The sequence below is a fragment of the Dactylosporangium sp. NPDC049742 genome (assembly GCF_040674675.1).
GTDB classification, from domain to species: Bacteria; Actinomycetota; Actinomycetes; order Mycobacteriales; family Micromonosporaceae; genus Dactylosporangium; species Dactylosporangium maewongense.
The window spans coordinates 82,241-107,601 of the sequence record NZ_JBFANF010000032.1 but is presented as its reverse complement, the minus strand read 5'-3'; the positions used below and the strand labels follow the sequence as shown (position 1 = coordinate 107,601).

Genomic DNA, 25,361 nt, shown 5'->3' with positions numbered 1-25,361 from the left:
GCGCTTCAGGCGCTGGCGTGGTAGTCGCGCACCAGCTGCATCGCGGTGCGGCGCAGCGCGCGGGCGACCGTCTCGACCTTGTCGGAGGTCAGCCGACGGGCCGGCGCGCTCACGCTGATGCCGCACAGGAACGGGATGCTCTCCAACACGACCGCCACGCAGCGGCCGTCGGGCTGGTTCTCGCAGTCGTCGAGCCCATATCCCTCGCGCCGGACGCGCTTGAGCTCGGCCAGGTATCCCTCGACGGAGACGATCGTGCTGTCGGTGTACTGGAGCATCTGCTCGGCCGAGAGGATGGCGCGCACCCGGTCATCAGGCAGTTCGGCCGCGATCGCCTTGCCCAGCGCGGTGGCGTGGATGCTGCCCCGCTCGCCGATGCGCGCCGCGAGCCGCATCATCTCGTTGCTCTCCACCACGAGGGCGTGCACGATGTGCGCTCCGTCCAGCACGCCCAGGTTTGTGGTCTCGCCGAGCCGGTCGCGCAGCTTCTCCAGGTGTGGCCTGGCCTGGTTGACGAGCACGTCCACCTGCCGGGTGTGCTGCGGCCGGAAGGCCAGGCCGAGCCGATACAGGCTGTTGGCCGGATCACGCTCGACGTAGCGGCGGGCCTCGAGGGCCGACAGGTAGCGATAGGCCGAGCTCTTCGGCAGCGCCGTCACCTCGGCGACATCCGAGAGCGACGCACCGTCGCGGGATCGCTGCAGCACGTCAAGAATGTCGCAGACGCGCTCGACGGCCCGGATCGGGTAGCTGGCGGCGGACTCAGCCGTCTGCTTCATCGGTCTGTCCTGTCTCGTGACACTGGGGACGGTGGCGCGGAGCGAGTTTGAGGTCGCACGGGCGATGATACCCCTGGTGGGGCCCATGCCGGCGCCTCATCGTAGTCGATTTGTTTCACCTGTCAAAACGCTTCGACCCGCCGGATACGCTGCGGCAGCAGCTCGTACCGAACATTATCGGAACGATCGTTTCAGCCGTTGACATGACTTTGCGGCCGCGCTAATACTCAGTCACGCGTCAGAGGATCGCGTCCCGCCTGGTGGCGGGCGGCTTCGTCGAAGTGGAGACAGTCCAAATGTCTACGCGCCGCAGGGGAATGTACTCCCGGCTGGTCGCCGGTGGTGCCGTGCTCCTCATGATCGCCGCCGCCGCAGCGTGCGGTTCGGCAGATACCGACAACTCGGCCGGCGGCGGGACGCTGCACATCGCCGAGGGCGCCGAGCAGCCGACCCTGGACCCGGCCAAGAACATTCAATACCTCAGTGACGAGATGGCCGCCATCTACGACACGCTCGTGGTGGCCAACGCCGACGGCACGATCGGTCCCAGCCTGGCCGAGTCCTGGACCGTCGAGGGTCCGTCCATCACGTTCAAGCTCCGCACCGGAGTCAAGTTCCACGACGGCACCCCGTTCAACGCCGCAGCGGTCAAGGCCGCGCTGGACCGGGTCGTCGACCCGGCCACCAAGGCGACCAACTCCAAGAGCGTTCTCGGCCCGTACGACAACAGTCAGGTCATCGACGACAGCACCGTGAAGGTGACCTGGAAGACGCCCGTGGGCGCGGCATTGATCAACCTCACCAACGCGGATCTCAGCATCCCGTCGCCGGCCGCGGCGAGTGCCGGCACGCTCGACGCCAGGCCCGTGGGAACCGGCCCCTACAAGTTCGTCAGTTACGTCAAGGGCGACCGCCTCGAGGTCGAGCGGAACAACGACTACACGACGATCCGTCCCGACCTGACGAACAAAGGTGCTCCGAAGTACGCGCGGATCATCTTCCAGTACGTGACCAACGCCAGCACCCGGGCGAACCTGCTGACCACCGGGGCGGTGCAGGTGGCCCAGCTGACCGGGCCCGACGCCAAGCGTCTCGCCTCCGCATCGAACCTCGACAACACTTCCTTCCCCGGGGTCAGCGAGACCGCCCTGTGGATCAATGCGAAGAGTGTGCCGGACCTCAACGTCCGCAAGGCGATCTCGGCGGCGATCGACCGTGACGCGCTCATCCAGGCCGTGGCCAGTGGCTATGCCGAGACCAACTGGAGCACGGTGCCGACCATCGTCCCCGGCTACGACAAGACCGTCGAGAGCGCGGTGACCAAGTACAGCCAGGCCCAGGCCAAGTCGCTGCTTGCGGCGGCCGGCTACACCGCTGGTGCCGACGGCGTCATGCAGAAGGACGGCAAGCCGCTGACGCTGTCCATCCTGTCCGCGAGCGACGACCCGTGGCCCGCGATCGACCAGCTCGTCCAGGACCAGCTGGCCCAGGTGGGCATCAAGGCGCAGATCAAGACCGAGGAGTTCGCCACGGTCACCCAGACCCGCCGCAAGGGTGACCAGTCCATCTACATCGGCCGCTACGGCATCCTGGACCCGGCCGGGTCGATGCGGATCCTCTTCGCTTGCGCCAACATCCCATCGGCGCAGGTGCCGCAGGGCACCAACCTGACGTTCAACTGCAACCCGGATGTGGACGCCGCGCTGGACCAGGCGATCAGCGAGGTCGACGCGGCCAAGCGCAACGCGCTCGTGTCCCGGGCGCAGCATCTCATGGCGGCCGACCACACGGCCCTGGTGCTCTACCAGCCGAAGAGCGTCGTGTTCTCGGCGAAGGCGGTCGGCGGGATCGGCATGCAGCCGGACGGCATCCTGAAGATCAACGACTTGGTGCCGGCCGAGTGAGCTTCGTACGGTTCGTCGCGCGGCGGGTACTGGTGACAGTTCCCGCCGCGCTGGCGGTGCTCGTGATCACGTTCGCGATGATCCGTCTCGTGCCTGGCGACCCCGTGCAGGTCATCGCGGGCACCAATCTGGATCCGCAGGTCGCCGAGGAACTGCGGGAACAGCTTGGACTCAACGATCCGCTGCTGGTGCAGTTCTTCACCTATCTGGGGAACGTCCTGCACGGCGATCTGGGCACCTCGTTCCTCACCCGGCAGCCGGTGGCCGACGTCGTCGCCGAGCGCCTGCCCAACACGCTGATGCTGACGGCAGCCGGCGTTCTCGCCGGCCTGCTGCTCTCGCTGCCGATCGGCATCGCCAGCGCGTTGCGCGACGCGAAGCGGCGCCGCGCGGGGCTGAGCTTCACCACCGTGACCACGATGCTGGTGGCCACACCCGACTTCCTGCTCGCCACGGTGCTTGCCACGGTGTTCGCGGTGTATCTGCAGATCTTCCCGGTGGCCGGCGCGGAATCCTGGACCTCGATCGTGCTGCCCGCGCTGGCGCTGGGCATTCCGCTCGCCGGCATCCAGGCGCGGGTCGTGCGGGCGAGCGTGCTGGACGCGGTGGGCCGGCCCTTCGTGCGGACGCTGCGTGCCGTCGGTGTGCCCCAGCGGCGGCTGCTCACCCGCAACGTGCTGCCCAACGCGTCCATCCCGGTGGTCACGCTGCTCTCGGTGGAGTTCGGACGGCTACTGGCGGGCGCCCTCATCGTGGAGAACATCTTCTCCTGGCCGGGACTCGGCACCACGATCTTCGACTCGATCGGCCGACGGGACCTGCCGGCCGTGCAGGGGGAGATCCTCGTCGTGGCGTTGTTGATCCTCGGCATCAACCTGTTCATCGATGTGGTCTATCGCATCATCGACCCCCGGATCGGCCTGTCATGACGACCAGATCCAGCGCGGCTTGCCGGTTCCTGTCGCAGCGACTGACCCGGGTGGGTCTGGTGCTGCTCCTGATCGTGGCGGTCGTCACCGTAGTGGGGCCATTGGTCTACGGTGCATCACCGACCCGCACGCATCCAATGGACGCCTACGCCGGTCCGTCCGCGACCTACCCGCTCGGCACCGACAACCTCGGGCGCGACATCCTTGCCCGGCTCCTGCACGCCGGCGTGCTGTCCATCCCGGCCGGCCTGCTCGCGGTCGGCCTGGGCGCGGTCGCCGGCAGCCTGCTCGGCATCGCGTCCGGCTTCATCGGCCGGGCGTTCGACACCGTCGTGATGCGTGTGGTGGACGTGCTGCTGTCGTTCCCGACGCTGCTTACAGCGATCGTCGTGGTGGCGATCCTGGGCCCGAGCGTGACGAGCGCGGTTATCGCGGTTTCGATCGCGGCGTTGCCGTCCTACGCCAGGGTCATGCGCGGGTCGGTCCTGCCATTGCGCAGCGCGGCGTTCATACAGGCGGCTCGCCTCAGCAACACCTCGCTGGCGCGGATGCTGCGCGTGCATGTGCTGCCCAACGTCGCTGACGTGCTGGTCGTCCTGCTGGTAATCGGAATGGGGAACGGGATCGTGGTGCTCTCGGCCTTGAGTTTCCTCGGCATCGGTGTACAGCCGCCGGAAGCGGACTGGGGGGTGATGCTCACCGAAGGGGTCCGGGCGATCTACACCGCCCCGGTGGCCGCGCTCGCGCCCGCGCTGATGCTGATGCTGACCGTGCTCGGCATCAACTTCGTCGGCGAAGGGCTCGGCGCCGCGCTCCGGGTCGACGTGGCCGGCAGGCGGCCGCGATGAGCCTGCTCTCAGTTCGCGACCTGACCATCGCCTACGACGACGTGCAGGCCGTCGCGGGCGCCTCCTTCGACGTGGTGTCCGGCGAGCGCGTCGGCATCGTCGGTGAGTCCGGCTCGGGCAAGACGACGCTGGCGCTGGCACTGATGCGGCTCCTGCCGCCGTGGTCGAAGCAGAAGTCCGGTTCCATCACGATCGACGGCATCGAGCTGTCGGACCTGCCGGAGGAGAGGATGCGCAGGCTGCGCGGCAGCAAGGCCGGCATGGTGTTCCAGGACCCGCTCACCTCGTTCGACCCGCTACGGACCCTGGGAGACCACCTTTCCGAAGGGCTGCGCGCGCATGGCGAGACCGACCGCGGGCGCCGCCGGGATCGGGCCGTCCAGGCGCTGCGGTCGGTGGGCATGCCCGCGCCGCGCAGCCAACTCGCGCGGCGTCCACACGAGCTCTCCGGTGGCATGCGGCAGCGCGGCCTGATCGCGCTGGGGCTGTCGAACGACCCGCTGCTGGTGATCGCGGACGAGCCGACCACGGCGCTGGACGTCACCATCCAGGCACAGATCATGGAACTCTTCGCCACCATCGGGGCGCCGGGCCCGCAGGCCGACATGGGGCTGGTCATCGTCTCGCACAACCTTGGCCTGATCCGCCAGCTCTGCACCCGGGTCATCGTCATGTACGGCGGCCGTATCGTCGAGGACAGCCCAGCGCCGGACTTCTTCGCCCGGCCGCGCCATCCGTATGCGGCCGCGCTGCGCGATGCGACCCCGCGTATCACACTGCGGCGGGGAGAGGTTGCAAGCATCGCGGGCAGCGTGGTGGACCTCGCCGATCCACCGCCCGGCTGCCCGTTCGAGCCGCGCTGCACCTACCGGCTCGACGCCTGTGCGCAGAGCATGCCCGAGCTGCTGTCGATCGGCGGCGGGCACTGGGTCGCCTGCTTCAACCACGACGCGGTCGGGCAGGCGCCCCGCAACGCAGGCGCTGACGGCCCGGCACCGTCTCCCGCGCCGGTGCTGCCGGAGCAGCCCGTGAAGCAGCTGGTGGTCGGCGAGCCGCTCGTGGTTGTTCGTGCGGCGACCAAGGTCTACCGGGTGCGTCGCAGGAAGCTGCACGCGTTGGCCGGTGTCGACCTCGACGTACGGGCCGGCGAAACGGTGGCGCTCGTGGGCGAGTCCGGCTCCGGCAAGTCCACCCTGGCGCATCTTGTGCTGGGCCTGCAGCCGCCCACATCGGGCACCGTCAGGGTCGCCGGCGACAATCCGGCCGACCCGCGCGGCGGCGTGCGGCGCCAGCAGCGCATGCAGGCTGTCTTCCAGGACCCGCACGGCTCACTCAACCCACGTCAACGAGTCGGCGACGCGATCGCGGAGCCGCTGGTCAATCTCGGCATGCCCGGGGATCAGCGCCGCCGGCGGGTGGCCGAACTGCTCGACGAGGTGCGACTGGGTCAGGCCCTGGCCGAGCGGTATCCACATGAGCTCTCCGGTGGCCAGGCGCAGCGGGTCGCGATCGCCCGTGCGCTCGCCGCCCGTCCCGAGCTGATCGTGCTCGACGAGCCGACCGCCTCGCTCGACGTGTCGATCCAGACGCACGTCATCGCGTTGCTGCGGGACCTGCAGCGCGAGCACGGCCTCGCCTACCTGTTCGTCTCGCACGACCTGGTCGCGGTCCGGGAGATCGCCACCCGGATCGCCGTGATGTACCTGGGGCGTCTGGTGGAGCTGGCGCCGTGGGAGCAATTCTTCGAGCAGCCCCTGCATCCGTACTCGGTGGCGCTGCTCTCCGCGCTTCCCCGGGTGGATCTGGCCCCGGGTGCGGCGGACCGGATCGTGCTGGCCGGCGAACCGCCCTCGCCCCTGGACGCGCCACCCGGCTGCCCGTTCCAGCCTCGCTGTCCCGTGGCGCAGGACATCTGCGCTACGAGCCCCCCACCGTTGTCGCCGATTTCATCCGACCGTCAGGTCGCCTGTCACTTCCCCGGATCGCTCATCAGTCCCGGATCGTCGCCTACCGCTCGCTAGGAAGGTCTCCATGACATCGCTTCGTGTCCCGGTCCCCCCGCCGATCGCCGGCGTGATCGTGCCGATGGTCACCCCGATGCTGCCGTCGGGTGCCCCGGATCTCGAGTCGCTCGACGCACTCGTCGACCACCTCATCGGGCGGGGCGTGACCGGGCTGCTCGTGCTCGGCTCGTGCGGCGAGAACGGCGCGCTCTCCCGTGACGAGCGGCTCGAGGTCGCTGCCCGTGCGGTGGCCCGGGTCGACGAGCGGACCCATCTCATGATCGGCGTGCCGGCGCTCGGCACCCGCGAGGCGGTCGCCGACGCGAAGGTGTACGCGCAGATGGGCGCCGACTCGTTGCTCGTGCCACCGACGTTCGTCTTCCCGCACTCCGCCGCCGAGCTCGGCGGGCACTTCCGCGCTGTGGCCGGGGCCGCGGGCTCGGTGCCGGTCCTCGCCTACAACATTCCCAGCCGGGTCACCGTGGTGCTGGAGCCGGACCTGATGCGTGAGCTCGCCGGCGAGGGAGTTGTGGCGGGGGTGAAAGACTCCTCGGGCAACGTGGAGGCCCAGCGGATGCTGGCCGAGGCGACGGCGGACATCGAGGGGTTCCGTCGCTACACGGGCAGCGAGTTCGCGATCGACGGGCTGTTGCTGGGCGGGTTCCACGGCGCCGTGCCGGGCCTGGCCAACGTCTTCGCGCCGTGGCACGTCGAACTCGCCGCGCGCGCGACGGCCGGGGACTGGAAGGGCGCGGCCGAGATGCAGAGCCGCATCGTGGCGTTTTTCAAGCTCTACCAGCACCCGATGCCGGGCGGCAGTTTCAGCGCCTCGGTCATCGCGTCGTTGAAGGAGGCCCTGGTACAGCAGGGGGTCATCGCACATTCGACGACCGCGTTGCCGTTCGTGCAGGTCGACGACGGCATGCGGACCCACGTGCGGGAAACATTGGCGGCGGCCGAGGTCGGGCGGCCGTGACCGGAGTGCGTAGTGCGCAAGCCCCTGGATTCATCCATGGGGTTAGCACGTCTGAAACACTGCCATGCTAAAATTTCAGCATAATTGGACGGATGGTGAAGCGGGCGTACAAGTACCGCTTTTACCCGACCCCGCAACAGGCCGAGCTGCTCAACCGAACGTTCGGGTCAGTGCGCTACGTCTACAATCGGGCGCTCGCCGAACGGTCCCGGGCGTGGACGCAGGAACAGCGGCGGATCACGTTCGCCGACACCTGCCGCCTGCTCACCGCCTGGAAAAACGAACCCGACGCGGCGTGGCTGTACGACGTCTCCAACGTCGCGCTCCAGCAGGGCCTGCAACACCTGCAACAGGCATACGTCAACTTCTGGGGCAAACGCGCGAAGTACCCAACCTTCAAGTCCAAGCGCAAAAGCCGCGCGTCGGCGACGTTCACCACGTCCGGGTTCTCCTGGCGCGACGGCCGGATCAGCCTGGCGAAATGCGCCGGCCCGCTCGACATCGTCTGGTCCCGGCCGCTGCCCGAGGGTGCGACGCCGTCCATGGTCACCGTGTCCCGCGACGCCGCGAACCGCTGGCACATCTCGATCCTCGTCGAGGACACCATCGAGGCGCTGCCGCAGGTCGAGCGGTCGGTCGGGATGGATGCTGGCATTACGTCGTTGGTCACGCTGTCGACCGGCGAGAAGGTCACCAACCCGAAGCACGAGAAGCGCGACCGGGTACGGCTGGCGAAGGCGCAGCGGAACCTTGCCCGCAAGGAGAAGGGTTCCGCGAACCGGGCCAAGGCGCGCGTGAAGGTCGCCCGGGTTCACGCCCGGATCGCCGACCGTCGCCGGGATCATCTGCACAAGCTGTCCACGAGGATCATCCGCGAGAACCAAACGGTGATCATCGAGGACCTGTCGGTCCGCAATATGGTCCGCACCCACAGCCTTGCCCGCGCTATCTCGGATGCGGCGTGGTCGGAGTTGCGGCGCCAGTTGGAGTACAAGGCCGACTGGTACGGCCGGACCGTCATTGCGATCGACCGGTTCTATCCGTCGAGCAAGACGTGCTCGGCGTGCGGGCGCATCGGTCCGTCGTTGCCGTTGAACGTCCGCGACTGGACGTGCCCTTGCGGGGCGCGCCACGACCGGGACGTGAACGCGGCGCGCAACATCTTGGCCGCAGGGCTTGCGGTGTCAGCCTTTGGAGATGGCGTGAGACCAGCTCGCGTCTAGCGCGGGAGGGCAGCAATCGATGAAGAAGGAACCCCCGGACCGTGAGGTCCAGGAATCCCCCCGCTTCAGCCGTGGGGAGGAAGTCAAGACACACCGGATCGACGTCGGCGAGGCCACGGTCGTGATCCGGGAACTGGCGGGCTCCGCCGCCGGCCCGACCGTGGCCCTGCTCGGCGGGGTGCATGGCGACGAACTGGAGGGCATCGCCGCCGTACGGGCGATCGTGGCGCATCTCAGCGCCGACCCGCCGCAGTGGTCCGGGCGGATCCTCGCGGTGGCGGTCGCGAACCCGCCGGCCCACGAGGCGGGCACCCGGACCAGCCCTGTCGACGACGGCAACCTGGCCCGCGCCTTCCCCGGCCGCGCCGACGGCACGGTCACCGAACGGATCGCGGACGCCCTGGCACAGCGCGTCATCCGTAACTCGGACCTGCTCATCGATCTGCACTCGGCGGGACTCAACTACGCGATGCCGTTCTTCGCCGGTTTCAGCGATCCGACCGGCCGACCGGCGGCGCACGCGTTCGGTGCGCCGCTGCTCTGGGCGCACGACCGGCTCAATCCGGGGCGCAGCCTTACCACGGCCTCGTCCTACGGCGTGCCGTCCATCTACGTCGAGGGCGGCGGCGGCGGATCGTTGCGCCGCTCGGAGCTGCTCGGCTACCGCGACGGCGTACTGCGGGTGCTCGGCCGGCTCGGCATGCTCGCCGCCGCGGACGTGCCGGCGGGAACGGGGCCGCAACGGATCCTGCGCGGTGGTGACGGCGACGTCGACTCGTCGGTCTCCGCATCGGTGTCAGGCTGGTGTGTCACCGCGGTCCGGGCCGGCGACCAGGTCAGGTGCGGCGACCTGGTGGCGGAGATTCTCGACGGGGACGGGTTGCCGGCCGAGGAGATCTCGGCCCCGCACGACGGAACGGTGATGATGCTGCGGCGGCGGGCCGAGGTCGAGCCCGGCGTCGGCATCGTCATGCTCGGGCCCGTCGCGGAGGAGGTGTCGTGGCAGTGACCGGCACCGCCGGGTTGGCCGGGCGGGTGGCCCTGGTGACCGGCGGCGGAAGCGGGATCGGCGCGGCGATCTCGGCCCGCCTCGCCGATGAGGGCGCGCACGTCCTCGTCGGTCAGCGAACCCCGCAGACCGCGGCCGCGGCGGCGAGCCGGCTCGCCGCGCCCCATCGCAGTCTCGACGTAGCTGTGGCCGACCTCGCCGACGCGGCGTCCTGCAGGGCGCTCGTCGCGCGTTGTGTGGAGCGCTTCGGCGGCATCGACATCCTGGTGAACAACGCGGCGGTGACCGGGCCGGGCGCGTCGCGCCCGCTGCTGGACTGCGATGACGAGTGGCTGGATCGCGTCGTCGGCGTGAATCTCACCGCTGCGTTCCGGTGTTCCCGCGAGGCCGCCCGGTGCATGGTGGCGAGGGGCACGCCGGGCGTGATTGTCAACATCGGCTCGGTCGCCGCGTATGCGGCCCAGCACCACGCGACCGCCTACACGACGACCAAGGCGGGGATGCTGGGGCTGACCCGGGGGCTGGCGTTCGAATTGGCGCCGCACAACATCCGAGCGGTCCACGTCGCGCCGGGTGACATCGCGCTCGACGAGCGCGCCGGCACCCCGGCGCCCCCGCCGGAGCTGTCCGAGCCGCAGCGGTGGTGGGAGCGGCACACGCCGCTGGGCCGCCGCGGCCATCCCGACGACGTGGCCTCGATGGTGGCCTATCTCTGCTCCGCCGAGGCCGGCTTCGTCACCGGCGCGAGCATCCTCGTCGACGGTGGCTGGCTGTCCTACTGAGCGTCCAGGCGCTCCACGGTGAGCTCACCGTGGAGCGCCGGTTCAGGTCGTCAGGCGGGGTCGGGGAGCAGCACGACCGCGTCGATCTCGATCAGGAATCCGGGCAGTGGTACCGGGATCGTCGTACGCGCTGGATGCGGGGTGGGTAGTACGTCGCGCATGATGTCGTTGAATTCCGCGAAGTTGTCCAGGGTGTGCAGGTAGGCGCCGATGCGCAGGATGCCGGAGAGATTCCCGCCGGCGGCCGTGATGATGCGTTCGATGTTGGCGAAGGTGGCGCGTGCCTGGATCTGGAAGGTGTCGCCGATGAGCTTGCCGTCGGCATCGAAGGGGCCTTGGCCCGAGACGAAGAGCAGGTTGCCGGCCCGGATTCCGGGGGAGTAGGGCCCGGCCGGCGGTGCGCCGCCGGCGGGGACGATCGGTTCCTTCTGCATGGTTGCCTCCTGGGGCGCGGTTATGCGATGCGGTATTGGGACAGCGTGGTCTCGTCGATCTCGATGCCGAGGCCCGGCGAGTCGGGCACCGCGAAACATCCGTCCACCAAGGAGGGTGGGACGCGCAGGATGTCGCGGATGAACGGGTTTTCGCTCGTGTCGTATTCGAGCATCGGACCACTCACGTCGCCGCCGGGCCAGGTGCCGTCGCCGGTGCGTGCGGCCGGTGGCAGGACGGCGGCCAGATGCAGGGTGGCGGCGGCCATCACGGCCCCGTTCCAGGTGTGCGGCACGCACGCGATCTCATGCAGCGCCGCGAGCTCCCCGACGAACCGGGCCGCGGCGAGTCCCCCGCAGATCGCCGCGTCGGGCTGGATCACGTCGAACGTGCGGTGGTCGAGCAGCCGTGCGAACTCGGACGGCGTCCGCCCCATCTCGCCACCGGCGACCGGCACCGCCAGCTGCGCGGTGAGCTCGGGCCGGGCCAGGGGGGTCGGCTCCTCGAACCACGCGACGCCCAGGTCGGCCAGGCGCCGGCCCACCCGCACCGCGGTGGGAGCCGAATAGGCGCCCCAGGCGTCGACCATGAGCATCACGTCGCCGGGGAGCGTGGCCCGCAGCTGCTCCAGCAGCGCCAGCTCCTCGACCGGCGGGTAGCCGCCCATTCGTACCTTCATGGCGCGGAAGCCTCGCTCGTGCAGTCTGGCCGCCTCGTCCGGCCAGGCGTCGGCGGGGTGGCGGCCCTCCTGGTAGAGGAAGCCGGAGGCGTACGCCGGCACCCGGTCGCGTCGGGCGCCGCCGAGCAGGGTGTGCACCGGCACGCCGAGCGTTCGGCCGAGCAGGTCGTGCCAGGCGATGTCGACGGCGCTCAGCGCCAGCGCGGCGCCCACCTCGTCGAGGCCGGGGCGGCGTGGCCACGCGTGCGTGACCGGCGCGCCGACAAGGTCCGCGGCGAGCATGGCCAGGAGGTCGCGGGTGCCGGGCAGGGCGTAGGTCTCGCCCCAGCCGACCGTTCCGTCGGATGTGGACAGCTTCAGCAGCAACGTTTCGCGGTGCCGGTTGAACACGCCGGCCGGACCGGCCGCGACGGTGAGCGGTGCCCGCACGTGCAGCACTTCGGCGGCGGTGACGCGCATGGGGCCTCCTTGACATCGGTGTAGCTGGCTGATTCTATCGAGTAAAATGCTGAGTTCAACTGCTGAAACAGCACACATTGTGCGAGGAGAGATATGGGCGCTCCCACTGTTGTTGTCTACGACCCCATCACCACCCTGCGGTGGAACTACGACGTCGAACGGGACACGCTGGCGGCCCGTGGCGTCGACCTGGTGCTACCGGCCGATCTGGACGCCGCCCGCAAGGCGCTGCCAAAGGCCGACGTCGTCGTCGCGTCGGGCCGGCTGCCCCGCGAAGAGCTCGACCTGATGACACGATGCTGCGGCATTCTCTGTTACAGCGTCGGCATGGACGGCGTGGACACGGCACGCGCGGCAGAGCTCGGCATCGAGGTCACGAACGTGCCCGACTACTGCACCGAGGAGGTCTCCGACCAGGCCATCGCACTGCTGATGGCGGTGCAGCGGGCACTGGTGCCGATGGCGAGTGCAGCCGCGGCCGGTCAATGGGAGGTCCGTGAACTGCCGGAGTTCTACATGATTCGACGGGTGCGCGGTCAGCGCATCGGGGTGGTCGGCCTTGGTCGCATCGGCACCCGCGTCGCCGAGAAGGCACACGGACTCGGCATGACGGTCGTGGCCTACGATCCGTACCGCACCGAGGCGCCCTTCCCGCTCGTACCGTTGAACGACCTCCTCGACGAAAGCGACGCGGTCGTGCTGTGCGCCGCGTTGACCGCGGACTCGCGCCACGTGCTTGACGCCGCGGCGATCGGACGCCTGCGGCCGGACGCGGTGGTGGTGAACGTGGCCCGGGGCGGGCTCATCGACGAGGCGGCCCTGGCGGCCGCCTTGAAGGCCGGCCGGCTGCGCGGCGCGGGCCTCGACGTCCGGGAGGTGGAACCGCCGCCGGTGCCGGACCCGCTGTCCGGGCTCACGAATGTGGTACTGACCCAGCACGTCGGCGCGACGTCGGTGGAGGCGTTCGCCGACATGCACACCCTCTCGGCGGCCCGCATCATCGACCTGCTCGACCGGCACGGTCGGCTCAGGGAGGCATCATGACCGGCTCGGAGCGAAGCGGAGAGGGCATGACCGGCGTCGGTGTGCTCGGCTCCGGCTTCATGGGACGCACCTGGTCGGAGGTGGCGGCCAACCACGTGGCGCAGGCGAACCTGGTCGGCGTCGCCGGCGGCCGGCGCGCGCCGGCTCTGGCTGCCGACTACGGTTGCCCACTGCACGACTCGTACGAAAGCCTCCTCGCCGATCCTGCGGTCGAGGTCGTCGTGCTGACGACACCACCGGCCGGCCACGAGCTTCAAGCCGTCGCCGCGGCCCGGGCGGGCAAGCACATCCTGATCGAGAAGCCGATGGCGCAGAACGCGGCCGAATGCACCCGGATGAACGACGCCGCCGAGGCGGCCGGAGTGCAGCTCGCCGTCGTGTCGCAGCACCGGTTCCGCGACGCACCCGTGTTCGCCAAGCGACTCCTCGACGACGGTGTGATCGGGCGGGTCACGATGGTGCGGGCGATCGGGCCCGAAATGGGCTTCTGGGACACCAGCAAGACCCAGGACCAGTGGAAGCTCGATCCCGCCCAGCAGACCACCTACGCCTCGTGGGGTGCGCACGCCTGCGACCTGGTGCGCTGGTTCATCGGCGACGAACCCGACCTCGCGTTCGCCCTCTTCGAACAGTACGGAGCCGCGGACCCGCCACTGCGCAGCGCGATGGCCACGTATCACTTCAAGGGCGGCGCGATGGCACAGCTGTGGATGAGCTACGACATCCCCGCGCCCGGCCTGGGCTCCGGGCTTCAATTCCAGCTGGTCGGTACCGAGGGCATGATCGACTGCGATGCGTACGGAGCGGTGCGCCTCGGCAAGGGGGAGGGCTTCTCGGTCGTCTTCGAGCAGGCGGCGTTCGACCCGCTCGACCCGGTCAGCGGGCCGCGCCTGGCGGCCTACGCGGCCGAACTGACGGACCTGATCGGGGCGGCCCGAGACGGCCGCCCGCCGTTGGTGAGCGGCGCCGAGGGACTGGCCACGACAGCGATGCTCGAGGCGGCGGAGCTCTCCGCCCGCACTCGCCAGGCGGTGCCGCTGCCCTGAGGCGGGGTGCACCGTTGCGTTGAGCGTCGGCAAGATCGATGCAGACTTGAGCAGTGAAGGCATCGACCCGGCCTGATCCGTGGCTGCCTGCGAAGTCGGCGTTCGCCGGGTTCCGGTTCCCGGCCGGGGTCACCGTCAGCGCCGTGCGCTGGTATCTGCGGTTCAATCTGTCCTATCGGGACGTTGAGGAGTTGCTGGTCGAGCGCGGCGTGGAGGTTGATCACGTCACGGTGTACCGGTGGGTCCAGCGGTTCACGCCGCTGCTGGCCGGCGCTGCCTGACGCTGCCCGGTTCTGCCGGCACTCGCCAGGCGACAGGTGGCACGTCGATGAGACGTATGTCAAGGTCAACGGAATCTGGCGCTACGTGTATCGCGCCGTCGACCAGTACGGGCAGGTCATCGACGTGCTGGTCTCGGCCCGCCGCGACGCCGAAGCCGCTCGGCGGTTCTTCCGACGGGCGCTGTCGATGTTGAAGGTGACACCCAGGGAGGTCATCACCGACGCCGCCGCGGTCTACCCCGGCGTGCTCGACGAGCTGATCCCGTCGGCGTGGCATCACGTCGAGCGGTACGCCAACAATCCGATCGAGGCTGATCACAGTAGCCTCAAGCACCGGCTGAGACCGATGCGCGGGCTACGAACGGACAAGACCGCACAGGTGATCATCGCTGGACATGCCTACCCAGCGCACGTCCCAGACGAGTAAGGGGGTGGCAAGAAGCACGCGCCGTGCAACTGCAATGCGCGGCTCACGGCGGTGAGCCGACAGGGCTCGGACCCTGAACCTATGAATCGAAAACTATGAGACGACGTCGCCGAAGACGACCTCGCCGTTGGCGGTGACCTCGATCTGTTTGAGGTTCTCGACGAGCATGCCACTGGTGGACGGTTTGATGATCCAGTTGTACGTGGTGCCGCCGATCTCGAACGGGAATCGGAAGCCGCCGGCCCACGATGGCTTGATGTCGATGCCATTGACCTGGAGCTTGCCGATGCCGATCGATCGACGCCACGCAATGGTCAGGTTCGTGCCCTGGCTGGTGGCGCTGACGCGCAGCACGTACTGCGTCGGGCTCTTCAGCACGGTCTCGAATCGCAAGGTGGACAAAGTTCCGTCCCGAGGTGAGGTGAGGTGAGTGGCGGTCCACCAGATCGTTACCGATCCGGCCGCCGCAGTGCTCGACTGAACGGCGGTATCGCCTCGACCGGACGGTTGTTACGCATGGTGGCGTCGACGAACGGCATCCGCAACGTCCCCACGCTCACCGACCCCTTCGCCGCAGACCTCAACCGGGCGAGGTCGGTGCGCACGATCGGTGGCAGAACCCGGAACCAAGATCGCCAGTTCGGGTGCTGTCTGCGAAACGGATGAAGAAACAAGACACAAGGTGTCAGGTTTTGGGTTGAGTATCGGTTGGCTGCTCGGCGTCGATGGCGGGGCGTAAGCCGGGAATTCCGATAAATACCAACAGATAAGGACGTTCGTGCGCGAAACTTCAGAAGAACTCAAAGAGCTTCAGGCGCTGCTTGATGCCTCCCTCTCCCGTTCCACCGCGCATCTCCGCTCGATCATAAGCACTGAGCGCACCCTGACCGCGCAGCAGCTCACCCACGTCCTCGCCGGCATGTGCACCCTCGCCCTGTCCACCGTGACGGCGAAGGGCGAGCCGCGGATCAGTGGTGTGGATGGGCATTTCCTGCACGGCAAGTGGCTTTTTGGCACGGCGCGCGGCTCGGCCAAGGCGCGTCATCTCTCGGCGCGGTCCGCCGTGAGCGTCGCGCACATGCGCGGTGAGGACCTGGGCGTGTTCACGCACGGGAGGGTGGAGATCCTCAACCCCCAGGACGGCGAGCCGGCCGAGGACTGGCCGGACCTGCTCGCATACCTCAAGGACTTCTACGGCGAGGACCTCTTCGACTGGGACAACACGGTTGTCTACTACCGGCTGCGTCCGCACTGGATGGCCGCCTACGCGCCCGACATCGCCAAGCTCACTGCGCTGTCCCAGTCCTGATCCCGCAGCAGTGGCCGGATCGGGACCAGCCACGTCATGAGAGATGTGTGAAGGGTCCGCTCAGATCCCCTGGACGGCGACCTGCGGTGAAGCGCGTGTTCGGTTTGTTCGGCAGGGCAGGGGCTGTACGCCCATGCCCTGCCTCGTTTGCGAGAGGGCGGACGAAGGTTGACTGAATTCGGATCGGGCGTCGCGAAGGGACGCGACACGATCGACGTGGTAGGGGCTCGTACCAACAATCTGCGGGACGTGTCCGTGAGCATTCCCAAAGGACGGCTCGTCGCCTTCACCGGAGTCAGCGGCAGCGGCAAGACCTCGCTGGCCATCGACACCCTGCACAGCGAAGCCCAGCTGCGGTATCTGGAGGGGCTTTCGCCGTTCGTACGGCAGTACATAACGCAGCGCAATCGGCCGAAGGTCGACCGTATCCTGGGACTCGGCGCGACGCTCGCGGTCGACCAGCGCCGTCTGAACCGTAACCCCCGTTCCACCGTCGCAACGATCACCGGCATTGATGGGCACCTGGGGCTGCTTTACTCGCGTCTCCCTGGGATCGGCGCAGACCCGGCGGCGGAGAGTGGTAACGAGTATCTGACGACCGCTCACTTCGACCGCAATACGCCGGAAGGGAGCTGTGCGGACTGCCACGGGGTGGGCGGGCGCTGGCAGGCGCAGGAAGACCTGGTCATCACCCATCCGGAGCTTCCGCTCTTCGAGGGGGCCTCGCCCTGGTACGCCAAGTGGCGATCGGGGGAACACGCGTTCATACCGGCGCTTGCCGAGAAGCGGGGCGTGGACCTCGGCCGGTCGTGGCAGTCGCTGCCTGAGGAGTTCCGTCACTGCGTGCTCCACGGCACGGGTGACGAGAAGATCGAGGCGACCATCGACATGACGAACAGGAATGAGAGGGCCATGGTGACCTACACCTCGAGTGAGCCGCTGCGGGGCGCGCTCGCCGAGGTGGAGCGGGTGTTTGTGAACGCCCAGACGTCCAGCGCCAAGCAGCGCTACCTGCCGTACATGCGCAAGCAGCCCTGCGGCACCTGCGGCGGCAGCGGATACGACCAGGTGGCCCGGTCCGTGCGGCTCGGTGGACTGACCTACCCCAACCTGCTCGAGGTGGAGGTGCGGGAGGTACGAGGCTGGGCGAAACGCGTGGCGGACGAGCTGGACGCCCGGCAGCGTGAGGTGGGCGATCCGCTGCTGCAGGACCTCGGCCGCAGGCTCGGAATCCTTGACCGGCTCGGCCTGGCCCACCTCCAACTGTCCCGGAGCGCAGCGACACTGTCCGGAGGTGAGTTGCAGCGGACCCGACTCGCCGCGCAGCTCAGCACCGAGCTGAGCGGCATGATCTTCGTCCTGGACGAGCCCGGCACCGGGCTGCATCCAGCGGACAAGGCACACCTGCTCGACATCGCCCTGGAGCTGCGCGAGGCCGGCAACACCGTACTCCTCGTCGAGCACGACCCTGAGCTGATCGCCCGAGTCGACTGGGTGATCGACATGGGGCCCGGCTCGGGCCGATTTGGCGGTGAGATCCTCGTGTCCGGGCCTCCCGCCGACGTGGCCGCTCATTCCAAGTCGCTGACCGGGCGCTATCTGGCCGGCGAGGGGCCGCGGCTGCACCGGGCCCGCCGCCCGGCCGGGGATGAGACCGGCTGGGTGGAGCTGCACGGGCTGCGTACGCACAACGTCACCGCGAGCCTGGTGAGGTTCCCCGCCGGTCGGCTCACCTGCCTGACCGGCGTGAGCGGCAGCGGCAAGAGCAGCCTCCTCGCCGCGCTCGGGGCGAGCGTGGAGGCCGCCCTGGACGGGACGGCGACCGACACGGTGCGGGAGGTGACCGGCATCGAGGGGTTCAGCTGGGTCGCCGTCGTCGATCAAGAACCGCTCGGGCGGACGCCGCGATCCAACCCGGCTACGTACAGCAAGGCATTCGACATCGTCCGCAAGCTGTTCGCCGAGACCGAGGTGGCGCGCGGGCGAGGGGTCAACGCCTCCTGGTTCAGCTTCAACACCGCGGATGGCGGCCGCTGCGAGACCTGCACCGGTTATGGCCGCAAACTGGTCGACATGCACTTCCTACCGGACGTGTGGGTGGTCTGCGACGTGTGCGAGGGCCGGCGCTACAAGCCGGAGGCGTTGGAGACCACGTACCGGGGACTGGCCATCGATCAGGTGCTGGAGCTCACCGTCGCCGAGGCCGTGGAGCACTTCTCCGAGCCCCGCCAGCTCGTAGAGACCCTGGAAGCTCTGAACCAGGTCGGGCTCGGCTATCTCCAACTCGGCCAGAGCGCCACAGAGTTGTCCGGCGGCGAGGCGCAGCGGCTGAAGCTGGCCTCCGCCATCCAACGCGGTGCTGCGAGCCGCAAAGCCGGGCTCGTCGTTCTCGACGAGCCCGTCTCGGGCCTGCACCCGTCTGACATCCAGCGCGTGGTGGACGCGCTCGATGTGTTGCTGGACTCGGGCAACACCGTCGTCGTGGCCGAACACGACATCCCCGTCGCCGCGTCCGCGGACTGGGTGATCGACCTGGGGCCGGGAGCCGGTCCGGATGGAGGCGCGGTGGTCGCGGAGGGCACCCCGGAGGCCGTCGCGACAGCCGACACCCCGACCGCCAGCTTCTTCCGGCGGTACGCGGCGGGCCTACCGCTCCTGGAGATACGAGAAGGCCTGCGCTGACCAGGAGTCGGGGCGGGTCCTGCGTCACGTCCTGCACTCCGTCCGTGCCCCAGCCGAGGAGGAGCGCCCCCCGGCTTGACATCGGCGGAAGCGTGCGCGCCTCGGCCACCGCCGAACAGCAGGTCCAGGTGTTCGCCGTCATGCGTTCACCACTGGCCGTGCCGCCGCCGGCCAAAGTCGGCCGCGTGGTCGACGGGCCATGGTGCGACGGTATGCGGCGGCCGGCCGGTCACCCGCTCATCGGTGCCCCGGTCCGTCGACCGCATCGGCGAGCAGCGCCATCATCCAGTTGGTGGTCTCGGCGTACGGTTTCGGACCCGGTGGGAGCAGTCAGTCTGCCCGCTCCCACCGGGCCTCTTGAGCCGACAGCCCGGGTGTCCGCTGGGCGCACTCCGCACGGTTTGCGTCCGGCCCGGTCAACGTGTCACCCGGTGGTGGCCAACTCGTCCTCGGAGACCGGCACAGTGGCCGTCCGACGTATGGCGACGGTGACGAGCAACGCGGCGCCCGTCAGCGCCACACCGAACCAGAGGGCGCTGTCGAGGCCAAGACTGTCGGCGAACCATCCGCCGAACAGCGCGCCCAGTGCGATGGACGTGTTGTAGCCCATGGTGTTGATGGACATGGCTGCCTCGAACTTTCCGGGTGCGGCACCGAGCATCAGGTTGATCTGGCACAGGTTCGCGGCGCCGAAGGACGCTCCCCAGAGGGCAACGGCGATGATCAGTCCGGGCCGTGTGTGCCCGATTGTGAGCAGCAGCAGCATCGCCGTCACGAGCCCTGCGCAGGCGAGGACGAAGCTGACCCAGAGGTTCTTGGTCACCGTGTGGCCGGCGATGAAGTTGCCGGCCGTGCCACCGACGCCGTAGATCACGAGCAACACGGTGATGAAGGCGACCGAGGCCGACGCCTGCTCCTCCGCGAAGGGCCGGATGTAGGTGTACGCGCCGAAGTGGCCGAGCACGTACAGCGTCACGGCGACCATCACCAGGCGCAGTTGCGGGTACTGGATCGGGAGTCGGAAGACATCCCGGACCGGGACGGCGTTCTCCGAGGGCAGCGAGGGGATGATCACGGTGACCGCGAGGAACATCAGCGTGCTGAGGCCGGCCCAGATGAGAAATGTGGCGCGCCAGTTGGTGAGGTTTTCCAGGAATGTGCCGAGTGGAATGCCTACCACTGCGGCGATCGAGATGCCGGACAGCGCGACCGCCGCCGCTCGGGGTGCGAGACGTCCGGGTACGAGGCGCATCGCCATGCTCACGCCGATGGCCCAGAAGACGCCGTTGGCGAATCCCATGACGAGCCGGGTGGTGAGGACCAGAGCGAAGTTCGGTGCGACGGCGGTGAGCAGGTTACCCAGGGCCAGGATCGCCAGGAGTACGGACAGCAGGATGCGCCGGTTGATGCGCCTGGTCCACGCGACGATGAACGGCACGCCGAGGCCGGCGGAGATGCCGTACAGCGTGACCATCAATCCGGCGACGCCCGCGGACACATCCAGGTTCGCGCTCACCGGGGTGAGCAGGCCGACGGGCATCAGTTCGGTGGTGACGAAGGTGAACAGGCTGGCGGTGATGACGGCGACACCCAGCCATGACCTCAGGGTCGAGTACGGGTGCTCATCGGTTGTAACCATGTCTTCTTTCTTGTCGTGAGGGGCCTGCGGTCGGCGATGGCGGCTGTGTCATCGGCCGGCTCCCGCTGACCGCTGGCGGCGGCGAAGTTGGTCCGGGGTACTGGGGTTCCGGCCGACAACAGCCGTGCCGTGCCGGTCCTGCTCGAAGCCTCACCCGAGTGGATCAATGAGTCCAATACATGCTTGTCACCTCATCGATCGTGAACGAAGATGGATCGGTGGAGCTACAGCAGATGCGCTACGTCATCGCGGTCGCCGAGACGAACAGCTTCACCCGGGCCGCCGAGCGCTGTCTGGTGGTGCAGTCCGCGCTCAGTCACCAAATCGCGCGCCTTGAACGGGAACTGGGCGCAAAGCTCTTCGAGCGCACCAGCCGACGTGTCCGGCTGACCCCGGCCGGCGCCGCGTTCCTGTCCGCTGCCCGTCAGTGCCTGGACGCCGCAGAGCGCGCTTCCGCCGAGGTCGCGGCGGCCGTCGGTGAGGTACGCGGACGGCTCGCGATCGGCCTGATCCCTACCGTCGCCGCAGTCGACCTTCCCGGCGTCCTGCGAGACTTCCGTCAGCGGTACCCGTCCGTACGCATCAACCTCCGCGCGGGTGCGAGCGAAGAACTCATCGAGCAGGTCAAGCAGGGCACCATCGAGGCGGCCTTCCTCGGCCTGCCCACCACCGCACGTCTCGAAGGCGTCAACGCCCGAGAACTCGCCCGCGACCGGCTCGTCGCCGTGGTCGCCCCGGACCATCCCCTCGCCGCAGAGTCATCGGTCAGCCTGCGTCGGCTCTCCACCGAGGTGTTCGTCGACCTGCCGGCCAAGACCGCCGGGCGAATCCAGTCCGATCAGGCATTCGCGGCCGCCGGTCTCAGCCGCGACGTCGCCTTCGAGGTGACCACCGCCTACCTCATCTCCCGGCTGGTCGAGCAGGGACTTGCCGTGGCCATGCTCCCGTCCGCCTACGCGCCGCAGCTCACCGGCGTGGCCACCATCCAGGTCACGGACGCGCCGGCCCGCGTCGAATATGTCATTTGGAGCCGGGCCGAGCGCACGCCCGCGGCGAAGGCCTTCCTCGCCCTCCTCGACATCCACGCCAATGACGCTGGAAGCCATGAGTGACGCCCGCTGGTCACCGCTGTAGGCGTCTCGATCGCCCACTCAACGACCGCGGCGGGTGCCAGCACGGACTTGCTACGAGCGTTGGTCTCAACTCACCCTGACATCTAATTGGACGATGCCAGCGGAAGGTCCCTCCTCTGGCGTCGCCATGCGTTGACCTCCAACACGCGCGTCTACCCGTCATCCGCCGAGCGCGGAAGGCCGTAGCAGCGGGCACGCTTGCCTTGTCACCCGCAGCCCCGAGGTCGACGCACTCACCGTGCTGCAACGTGCCGGGGTGCAGCCCGGCGAGCAGGTCTGCGTCCGCCTTCGCGTCGGCCGGCCTCACGACCTGCTGGAGTACGCGTGAGCAACAGCACCACACAAGCGGCGCCGCCGATCCCGCATGATTCCTCCGTTGAGCAGCTCGGGACGTCGGCAGCACCGGTGGACTCGGAGCGCGTGGACAAACCCCGGTCGCTGCGTGTTCCGGCGGCGCTGGCCGTCATCGTCGCGGTCGGGGCGCTGCTGCGCGTGGTTCCGCTGCGCAGCGTGTGGCTCGACGAGGCGATCAGCATCGGACAGGCACGCCTGCCGTACCTCACGATGCTGCACGACCTGCGCTCGGCCGACGTCCATCCGCCGCTGTGGGGGAGCGTTCTCTGGCTGGACATCCGCCTGTTCGGCGACGGTCCGCTCGCGGTCCGCATCCCTTCCTTGATCATCGGCGCCCTCTCCATTCCGTTGGTGTACCTGGTCGCCCGTGAGCTCTACGACCGGCGCGCGGGTGTCGCGGCGGCGCTGCTCATCGCGGTGTCTCCCGTCGCCGTCTGGTACTCGGCGGAAGCGCGGATGTACGCGTTCTACATCTTCTGGTCGCTCCTCGCTGTGCTCGGACAGGCACGAGCGATCCGGCGTGGGGGATGGCTGGATTGGGGCCTGTTCGCGGTCGCCTCTGCCGGCCTCGTCTATACCCACTACTTCTCGCTGCTGCAGCTGTGCACCCAGCACCTGGTGTTCGCCGTCATCGTGGTCCGGCGCGGGCTCAAGCGGGAGCAGATGGCGCGCAGACTGCTTGTCGGGTGGTTGTCGGCGACCGTGGTGACGGTCGTGCTGCTGCTGCCGCTGGTTCCGTACGCGGGGGAGCAGGTCGGGGACTTCATGGGGTCGAGTGCCGGCGCCTCCGGGAGCGATACTGCGACGGGTGGCGACGGGTCGCGCTTCATGTCCCTGTACGTAATCCTGGCCAACCTCGTCTGGGCGATGTGGGGCTACCACTCCGACGCCGCGATGGAGCAGCTGGTCGCGCTGTGGCCGGTCGGCATGCTCGCCATCCTGCTCCTGCTCGGCAGGGGGCGATCCCGCTCCACCGCTCTGCTGGTGTCGCTCGTCATCGTTCCGTTCGCACTCGCGTACCTGCTCGGCACGAAGCAGCGGACCTTCTTCGAGCTGCGGTACTTCATCTCGGTGCTGCCACCGCTGCTCATCCTCACCGCCCGCGCGGCGACCGGCTGGCTGCGAACCACGACCGCGAGAGCGACGGCGGTCGCCGCGATCGCGCTGACCATGGTCGTCGGCCTCGGGGACCAGCAACTGAACCCGGCCAATCCGAGGCTCTACGACTACAACGGAGCCTTTCGTCTCGTGAACGAGGAGGCCCGCCCCGGTGACGTCATCCTGTTCGCCCCCGGGTACCTCGAGGTATTGGTGAGCTACTACCACCCCGCCGTCACCGCCGTGCCGATCAGGGGCGGCGTCCCGCTGCCGGCGCAGCACGGTGGCCGCACGTTCCTCATGGCCAGCTATCTCGACAACCCGGACAACGCGAGCCTGGTGGGCCAGGCGCTGGCACAACTCGACATCGGAGGGCGGACAGTGCAGCGGGTGGAGCACCGGGAAAACGTCACGATCTGGATCCTGCAATGACCATGACCATGACCATGACCGAGGCGGAGCCCGGCCAGCGAGCCGACCCGAGAACCTCCGCGCCACGGTGGCAGCCGCGCCGCGCCAGCCGGCGTGAGGCGGCGGCGTTTCGGCTGCTGGTCATGCTGAGCCTGACCGCGTCGGTGTGGTACTTCGGATGGCTGCTGCAGCCCGGCCGGGTGGGCGATCCTGTCCTGTACTGGGTGCTGGTCCTGGCCGAGACGTTCAATCTGGTGCAGGCGCTCGGATTCTGGTGGACCTGTGCGCACAACCGGGCGTCACCGCGGCCCAGGTTCCGCCGGACCCCGAAGGCGTACGTGGATGTGCTGATCCCCGTCTACAACGAACCCGTGGAGATCATCGCGCCCGTCGTGGAGGCCGCGGTCCGGCTCAAGGGCGCACGACCGCGCGTGGCGATCCTGGACGACGGGAACAACCCCGAGGTGCGAGCCCTCGCGGCGCGGTTCGGAGCGAAGTACCTGCGCCGCGGGTCGAACCGGGGCGCGAAGGCCGGCAACATCAACGACGCCCTGAAGCGCACGCATTCGCCGCTGGTCGCGGTCCTCGACTGCGACCACGTGCCCGGCCCGCGGTTCCTCGAAGCCACCGTCGGCTACTTCAAGAGCCGTGACGTCGCGTTCGTGCAGTCACCGCAGTACTACGCGAACGCGGCCGAGAACGCGGTGGCCCAAGCGGCGTGGTCGCAGCAGGCGCTGTTCTTCGGCAGCATCGCCAACGGCAAGGCCGGGCTGAGCTCGATGTTCTGCTGCGGCACCAACATCGTCTTCCGCCGCGCCGCACTCGAGTCAACGGGCGGCTTCCCCGAGGAAACGGTCACCGAGGACTTCGAACTGTCCGTGCGACTGCACGCGGACGGCTGGAAGTCGGTGTACGTGCCCGAGGTGCTGGCCCAGGGGCTGGGACCGGAGGACATGTCATCGTACGTGAGCCAGCAGCTGCGCTGGTCCCGCGGATGCATCTCGGCGATTCCGCTCGTGCTTCGCTCGCGGCTGCCGATGCGACTGCGGCTGCAGTACCTGCTGTCCGCCTCGTACTTCCTGTACGGCTGGACCCTGCTCATCTACATGCTGATGCCGTTGGCGCGGATCGCGTTCGGATGGCAGCCATTGGCGTCCGCGAGCGCGGCAGACTTCCTGCTCCACTTCGCGCCATACTTCCTACTCTCCATCGCCAGCGTCGCGGCGGCCGGATTCGGCACGTACACCTACACTGCCTTCGCCCTCGCGGCGACGAGTTTCTGGATAGGCATCGTCTGCACGATCCGCGCGCTGCTGCGACGACCGGCGAGGTTCGTGGTGACGCCCAAGCGCGGAAGCAGCGGGTGGCAGCCTGCCGCCGTCGCGCCCTCGCTGGCCGCGACCGGCGTGCTCATGGCTGTGTCCGGGTGGGGACTGCTGCGCGACCCCACGCCGGGAATCCTCAACGCCGTCGCCTTCGCGGTAGTACATTCCGCCATCCTGTTGCGTGGCGCCGCGCCCGCGCTCCGGTTGCAGCGGCGGAGAGTCTCCCCGGTCGAGTCAGCTCTCGAACGCACCGGCGTCGGTGTCCGGCAGCCGGCGCTCGCCGAAGCCCCAGCATCGTCCGAGCCGTTGCCTGCGGCGGGAGGCGCCGTCGAGGGGATCGCCAAACCCCGTGTGTCGCCGGACGGGCCGGTTACCTCGGGCGACAACGTGACGACACCGACCGAGAACAACGTCAGTGCATGACCGCCGGTGGAGCGGCTACCGGGCCGGCAAGCGGCGCTGTTGCGTCTGAATCGGAGGGCGTTGAATCGAGCGCCGGTGGCTACTTCAGATGGCGGCGGCGCGTTCGGCGAACGACACGGAATCCCGGCGCTCCGCGGTGGCCCAACCGAGCGGTGACCGCTCGTTC

The 25,361-nt window shown here is 68.8% G+C and carries 20 protein-coding genes and 1 pseudogene; 16 read left to right on the top strand and 5 right to left on the bottom strand.

Annotation, left to right across the window (positions count from 1 at the left end; genetic code table 11):
• Window positions 1-5: 5 nt before the first annotated feature.
• A complete protein-coding gene (locus tag AB0J72_RS33080) occupies window positions 6-866 on the bottom strand; it encodes an IclR family transcriptional regulator (protein WP_363405443.1) in 861 nt (286 codons plus the stop codon).
• Window positions 867-1,075: 209 nt separating this feature from the next.
• On the opposite strand from AB0J72_RS33080, the gene AB0J72_RS33075 reads away from it, so the two are divergent.
• The 8 genes from AB0J72_RS33075 to AB0J72_RS33040 all read left to right on the top strand — a co-directional run bounded on the left by AB0J72_RS33075 (window position 1,076) and on the right by AB0J72_RS33040 (window position 10,453).
• Window positions 1,076-2,683: an ABC transporter substrate-binding protein gene (locus AB0J72_RS33075; protein WP_363405441.1), complete on the top strand. Its 1,608-nt coding sequence runs from the start codon at window positions 1,076-1,078 to the stop codon at window positions 2,681-2,683.
• The gene (locus AB0J72_RS33070) at window positions 2,680-3,612 is read left to right on the top strand and encodes an ABC transporter permease (RefSeq protein ID WP_363405439.1); all 933 of its coding nucleotides are present in this window, start codon (window positions 2,680-2,682) and stop codon (window positions 3,610-3,612) included. Before AB0J72_RS33075 ends, AB0J72_RS33070 begins: the two co-directional genes overlap by 4 nt.
• 59 nt (window positions 3,613-3,671) lie before the next feature.
• A complete protein-coding gene (locus tag AB0J72_RS33065) occupies window positions 3,672-4,460 on the top strand; it encodes an ABC transporter permease (protein WP_363405437.1) in 789 nt (262 codons plus the stop codon).
• Window positions 4,457-6,481, top strand: coding sequence for an ABC transporter ATP-binding protein (locus tag AB0J72_RS33060; protein WP_363405435.1), 2,025 nt, complete (start codon window positions 4,457-4,459; stop codon window positions 6,479-6,481). Before AB0J72_RS33065 ends, AB0J72_RS33060 begins: the two co-directional genes overlap by 4 nt.
• Window positions 6,482-6,491: 10 nt before the next feature.
• Window positions 6,492-7,439 (top strand): dihydrodipicolinate synthase family protein, encoded by a 948-nt coding sequence (locus AB0J72_RS33055; protein ID WP_363405433.1) that lies wholly within the window; start codon window positions 6,492-6,494, stop codon window positions 7,437-7,439.
• 92 nt (window positions 7,440-7,531) lie between these two features.
• Window positions 7,532-8,662 carry an RNA-guided endonuclease TnpB family protein gene (locus AB0J72_RS33050; protein ID WP_363405431.1) on the top strand — a complete coding sequence of 377 codons (1,131 nt, stop codon included), beginning with the start codon at window positions 7,532-7,534 and terminating at the stop codon, window positions 8,660-8,662.
• A 19-nt stretch (window positions 8,663-8,681) separates the two neighbouring features.
• Window positions 8,682-9,671 carry a M14 family metallopeptidase gene (locus AB0J72_RS33045; RefSeq protein ID WP_363405429.1) on the top strand — a complete coding sequence of 330 codons (990 nt, stop codon included), beginning with the start codon at window positions 8,682-8,684 and terminating at the stop codon, window positions 9,669-9,671.
• Window positions 9,662-10,453, top strand: a complete 792-nt coding sequence (locus tag AB0J72_RS33040; RefSeq protein WP_363405427.1) for an SDR family oxidoreductase — start codon at window positions 9,662-9,664, stop codon at window positions 10,451-10,453. Before AB0J72_RS33045 ends, AB0J72_RS33040 begins: the two co-directional genes overlap by 10 nt.
• Before the next feature lie 50 nt (window positions 10,454-10,503).
• Here the strand turns inward: AB0J72_RS33040 and AB0J72_RS33035 are convergent, their stop codons facing one another.
• Window positions 10,504-10,887, bottom strand: a complete 384-nt coding sequence (locus AB0J72_RS33035; protein ID WP_354898986.1) for a RidA family protein — start codon at window positions 10,885-10,887, stop codon at window positions 10,504-10,506.
• A gap of 20 nt (window positions 10,888-10,907) precedes the next feature.
• Window positions 10,908-12,023: a mandelate racemase/muconate lactonizing enzyme family protein gene (locus AB0J72_RS33030; protein WP_363405425.1), complete on the bottom strand. Its 1,116-nt coding sequence runs from the start codon at window positions 12,021-12,023 to the stop codon at window positions 10,908-10,910.
• A 93-nt stretch (window positions 12,024-12,116) separates the two neighbouring features.
• On the opposite strand from AB0J72_RS33030, the gene AB0J72_RS33025 reads away from it, so the two are divergent.
• The 3 genes and pseudogenes from AB0J72_RS33025 to AB0J72_RS33015 all read left to right on the top strand — a co-directional run.
• A complete protein-coding gene (locus tag AB0J72_RS33025) occupies window positions 12,117-13,067 on the top strand; it encodes an NAD(P)-dependent oxidoreductase (protein ID WP_363405423.1) in 951 nt (316 codons plus the stop codon).
• 26 nt (window positions 13,068-13,093) lie between these two features.
• Window positions 13,094-14,113 carry a Gfo/Idh/MocA family oxidoreductase gene (locus AB0J72_RS33020; RefSeq protein WP_363405421.1) on the top strand — a complete coding sequence of 340 codons (1,020 nt, stop codon included), beginning with the start codon at window positions 13,094-13,096 and terminating at the stop codon, window positions 14,111-14,113.
• An 83-nt stretch (window positions 14,114-14,196) separates the two neighbouring features.
• Window positions 14,197-14,794, top strand: a pseudogene (locus AB0J72_RS33015) (IS6 family transposase); the annotation flags it as partial.
• 120 nt (window positions 14,795-14,914) lie between these two features.
• Here the strand turns inward: AB0J72_RS33015 and AB0J72_RS33010 are convergent.
• Window positions 14,915-15,214 (bottom strand): hypothetical protein, encoded by a 300-nt coding sequence (locus AB0J72_RS33010; RefSeq protein WP_363405419.1) that lies wholly within the window; start codon window positions 15,212-15,214, stop codon window positions 14,915-14,917.
• 385 nt (window positions 15,215-15,599) lie between these two features.
• On the opposite strand from AB0J72_RS33010, the gene AB0J72_RS33005 reads away from it, so the two are divergent.
• A complete protein-coding gene (locus AB0J72_RS33005; RefSeq protein WP_360568343.1) occupies window positions 15,600-16,130 on the top strand; it encodes a pyridoxamine 5'-phosphate oxidase family protein in 531 nt (176 codons plus the stop codon).
• A 168-nt stretch (window positions 16,131-16,298) separates the two neighbouring features.
• Window positions 16,299-18,812: an excinuclease ABC subunit UvrA gene (locus tag AB0J72_RS33000; protein WP_363405417.1), complete on the top strand. Its 2,514-nt coding sequence runs from the start codon at window positions 16,299-16,301 to the stop codon at window positions 18,810-18,812.
• 424 nt (window positions 18,813-19,236) lie between these two features.
• On the opposite strand, the gene AB0J72_RS32995 is transcribed toward AB0J72_RS33000, so the two are convergent.
• Entirely contained in the window at window positions 19,237-20,451 is a 1,215-nt protein-coding gene (locus AB0J72_RS32995; RefSeq protein ID WP_363405415.1) for an MFS transporter, read from the bottom strand.
• A gap of 179 nt (window positions 20,452-20,630) precedes the next feature.
• Here AB0J72_RS32995 and AB0J72_RS32990 point away from each other — a divergent pair, with 179 nt between their 5' ends.
• The 3 genes from AB0J72_RS32990 (at window position 20,631) to AB0J72_RS32980 (ending at window position 25,195) form a co-directional block, all read left to right on the top strand.
• Complete coding sequence (locus AB0J72_RS32990) at window positions 20,631-21,563, top strand: LysR substrate-binding domain-containing protein (RefSeq protein WP_363405413.1); 933 nt, start codon at window positions 20,631-20,633, stop codon at window positions 21,561-21,563.
• A 441-nt stretch (window positions 21,564-22,004) separates the two neighbouring features.
• Window positions 22,005-23,468, top strand: coding sequence for a glycosyltransferase family 39 protein (locus AB0J72_RS32985; RefSeq protein WP_363405411.1), 1,464 nt, complete (start codon window positions 22,005-22,007; stop codon window positions 23,466-23,468).
• On the top strand, window positions 23,465-25,195 hold the full coding sequence (locus AB0J72_RS32980; RefSeq protein WP_363405409.1) for a glycosyltransferase: 1,731 nt from the start codon (window positions 23,465-23,467) through the stop codon (window positions 25,193-25,195). The genes AB0J72_RS32985 and AB0J72_RS32980 overlap by 4 nt, the downstream gene beginning before the upstream one ends.
• Window positions 25,196-25,361 lie beyond the last annotated feature (166 nt).

Excerpts from the sequence above, each read along its gene's own strand:
- AB0J72_RS33080 (WP_363405443.1), bottom strand. The coding sequence starts at position 866 with ATGGGCCCCACCAGGGGTATCATCGCCCGTGCGACCTCAAACTCGCTC.
- AB0J72_RS33075 (WP_363405441.1), top strand. The coding sequence starts at position 1,076 with ATGTCTACGCGCCGCAGGGGAATGTACTCCCGGCTGGTCGCCGGTGGT.
- AB0J72_RS33060 (WP_363405435.1), top strand. The coding sequence starts at position 4,457 with ATGAGCCTGCTCTCAGTTCGCGACCTGACCATCGCCTACGACGACGTG.
- AB0J72_RS33055 (WP_363405433.1), top strand. The coding sequence starts at position 6,492 with ATGACATCGCTTCGTGTCCCGGTCCCCCCGCCGATCGCCGGCGTGATC.
- AB0J72_RS33050 (WP_363405431.1), top strand. The coding sequence starts at position 7,532 with ATGGTGAAGCGGGCGTACAAGTACCGCTTTTACCCGACCCCGCAACAG.
- AB0J72_RS33045 (WP_363405429.1), top strand. The coding sequence starts at position 8,682 with ATGAAGAAGGAACCCCCGGACCGTGAGGTCCAGGAATCCCCCCGCTTC.
- AB0J72_RS33035 (WP_354898986.1), bottom strand. The coding sequence starts at position 10,887 with ATGCAGAAGGAACCGATCGTCCCCGCCGGCGGCGCACCGCCGGCCGGG.
- AB0J72_RS33030 (WP_363405425.1), bottom strand. The coding sequence starts at position 12,023 with ATGCGCGTCACCGCCGCCGAAGTGCTGCACGTGCGGGCACCGCTCACC.
- AB0J72_RS33025 (WP_363405423.1), top strand. The coding sequence starts at position 12,117 with ATGGGCGCTCCCACTGTTGTTGTCTACGACCCCATCACCACCCTGCGG.
- AB0J72_RS33020 (WP_363405421.1), top strand. The coding sequence starts at position 13,094 with ATGACCGGCGTCGGTGTGCTCGGCTCCGGCTTCATGGGACGCACCTGG.
- AB0J72_RS32995 (WP_363405415.1), bottom strand. The coding sequence starts at position 20,451 with ATGGTTACAACCGATGAGCACCCGTACTCGACCCTGAGGTCATGGCTG.
- AB0J72_RS32990 (WP_363405413.1), top strand. The coding sequence starts at position 20,631 with ATGCTTGTCACCTCATCGATCGTGAACGAAGATGGATCGGTGGAGCTA.
- AB0J72_RS32980 (WP_363405409.1), top strand. The coding sequence starts at position 23,465 with ATGACCATGACCATGACCATGACCGAGGCGGAGCCCGGCCAGCGAGCC.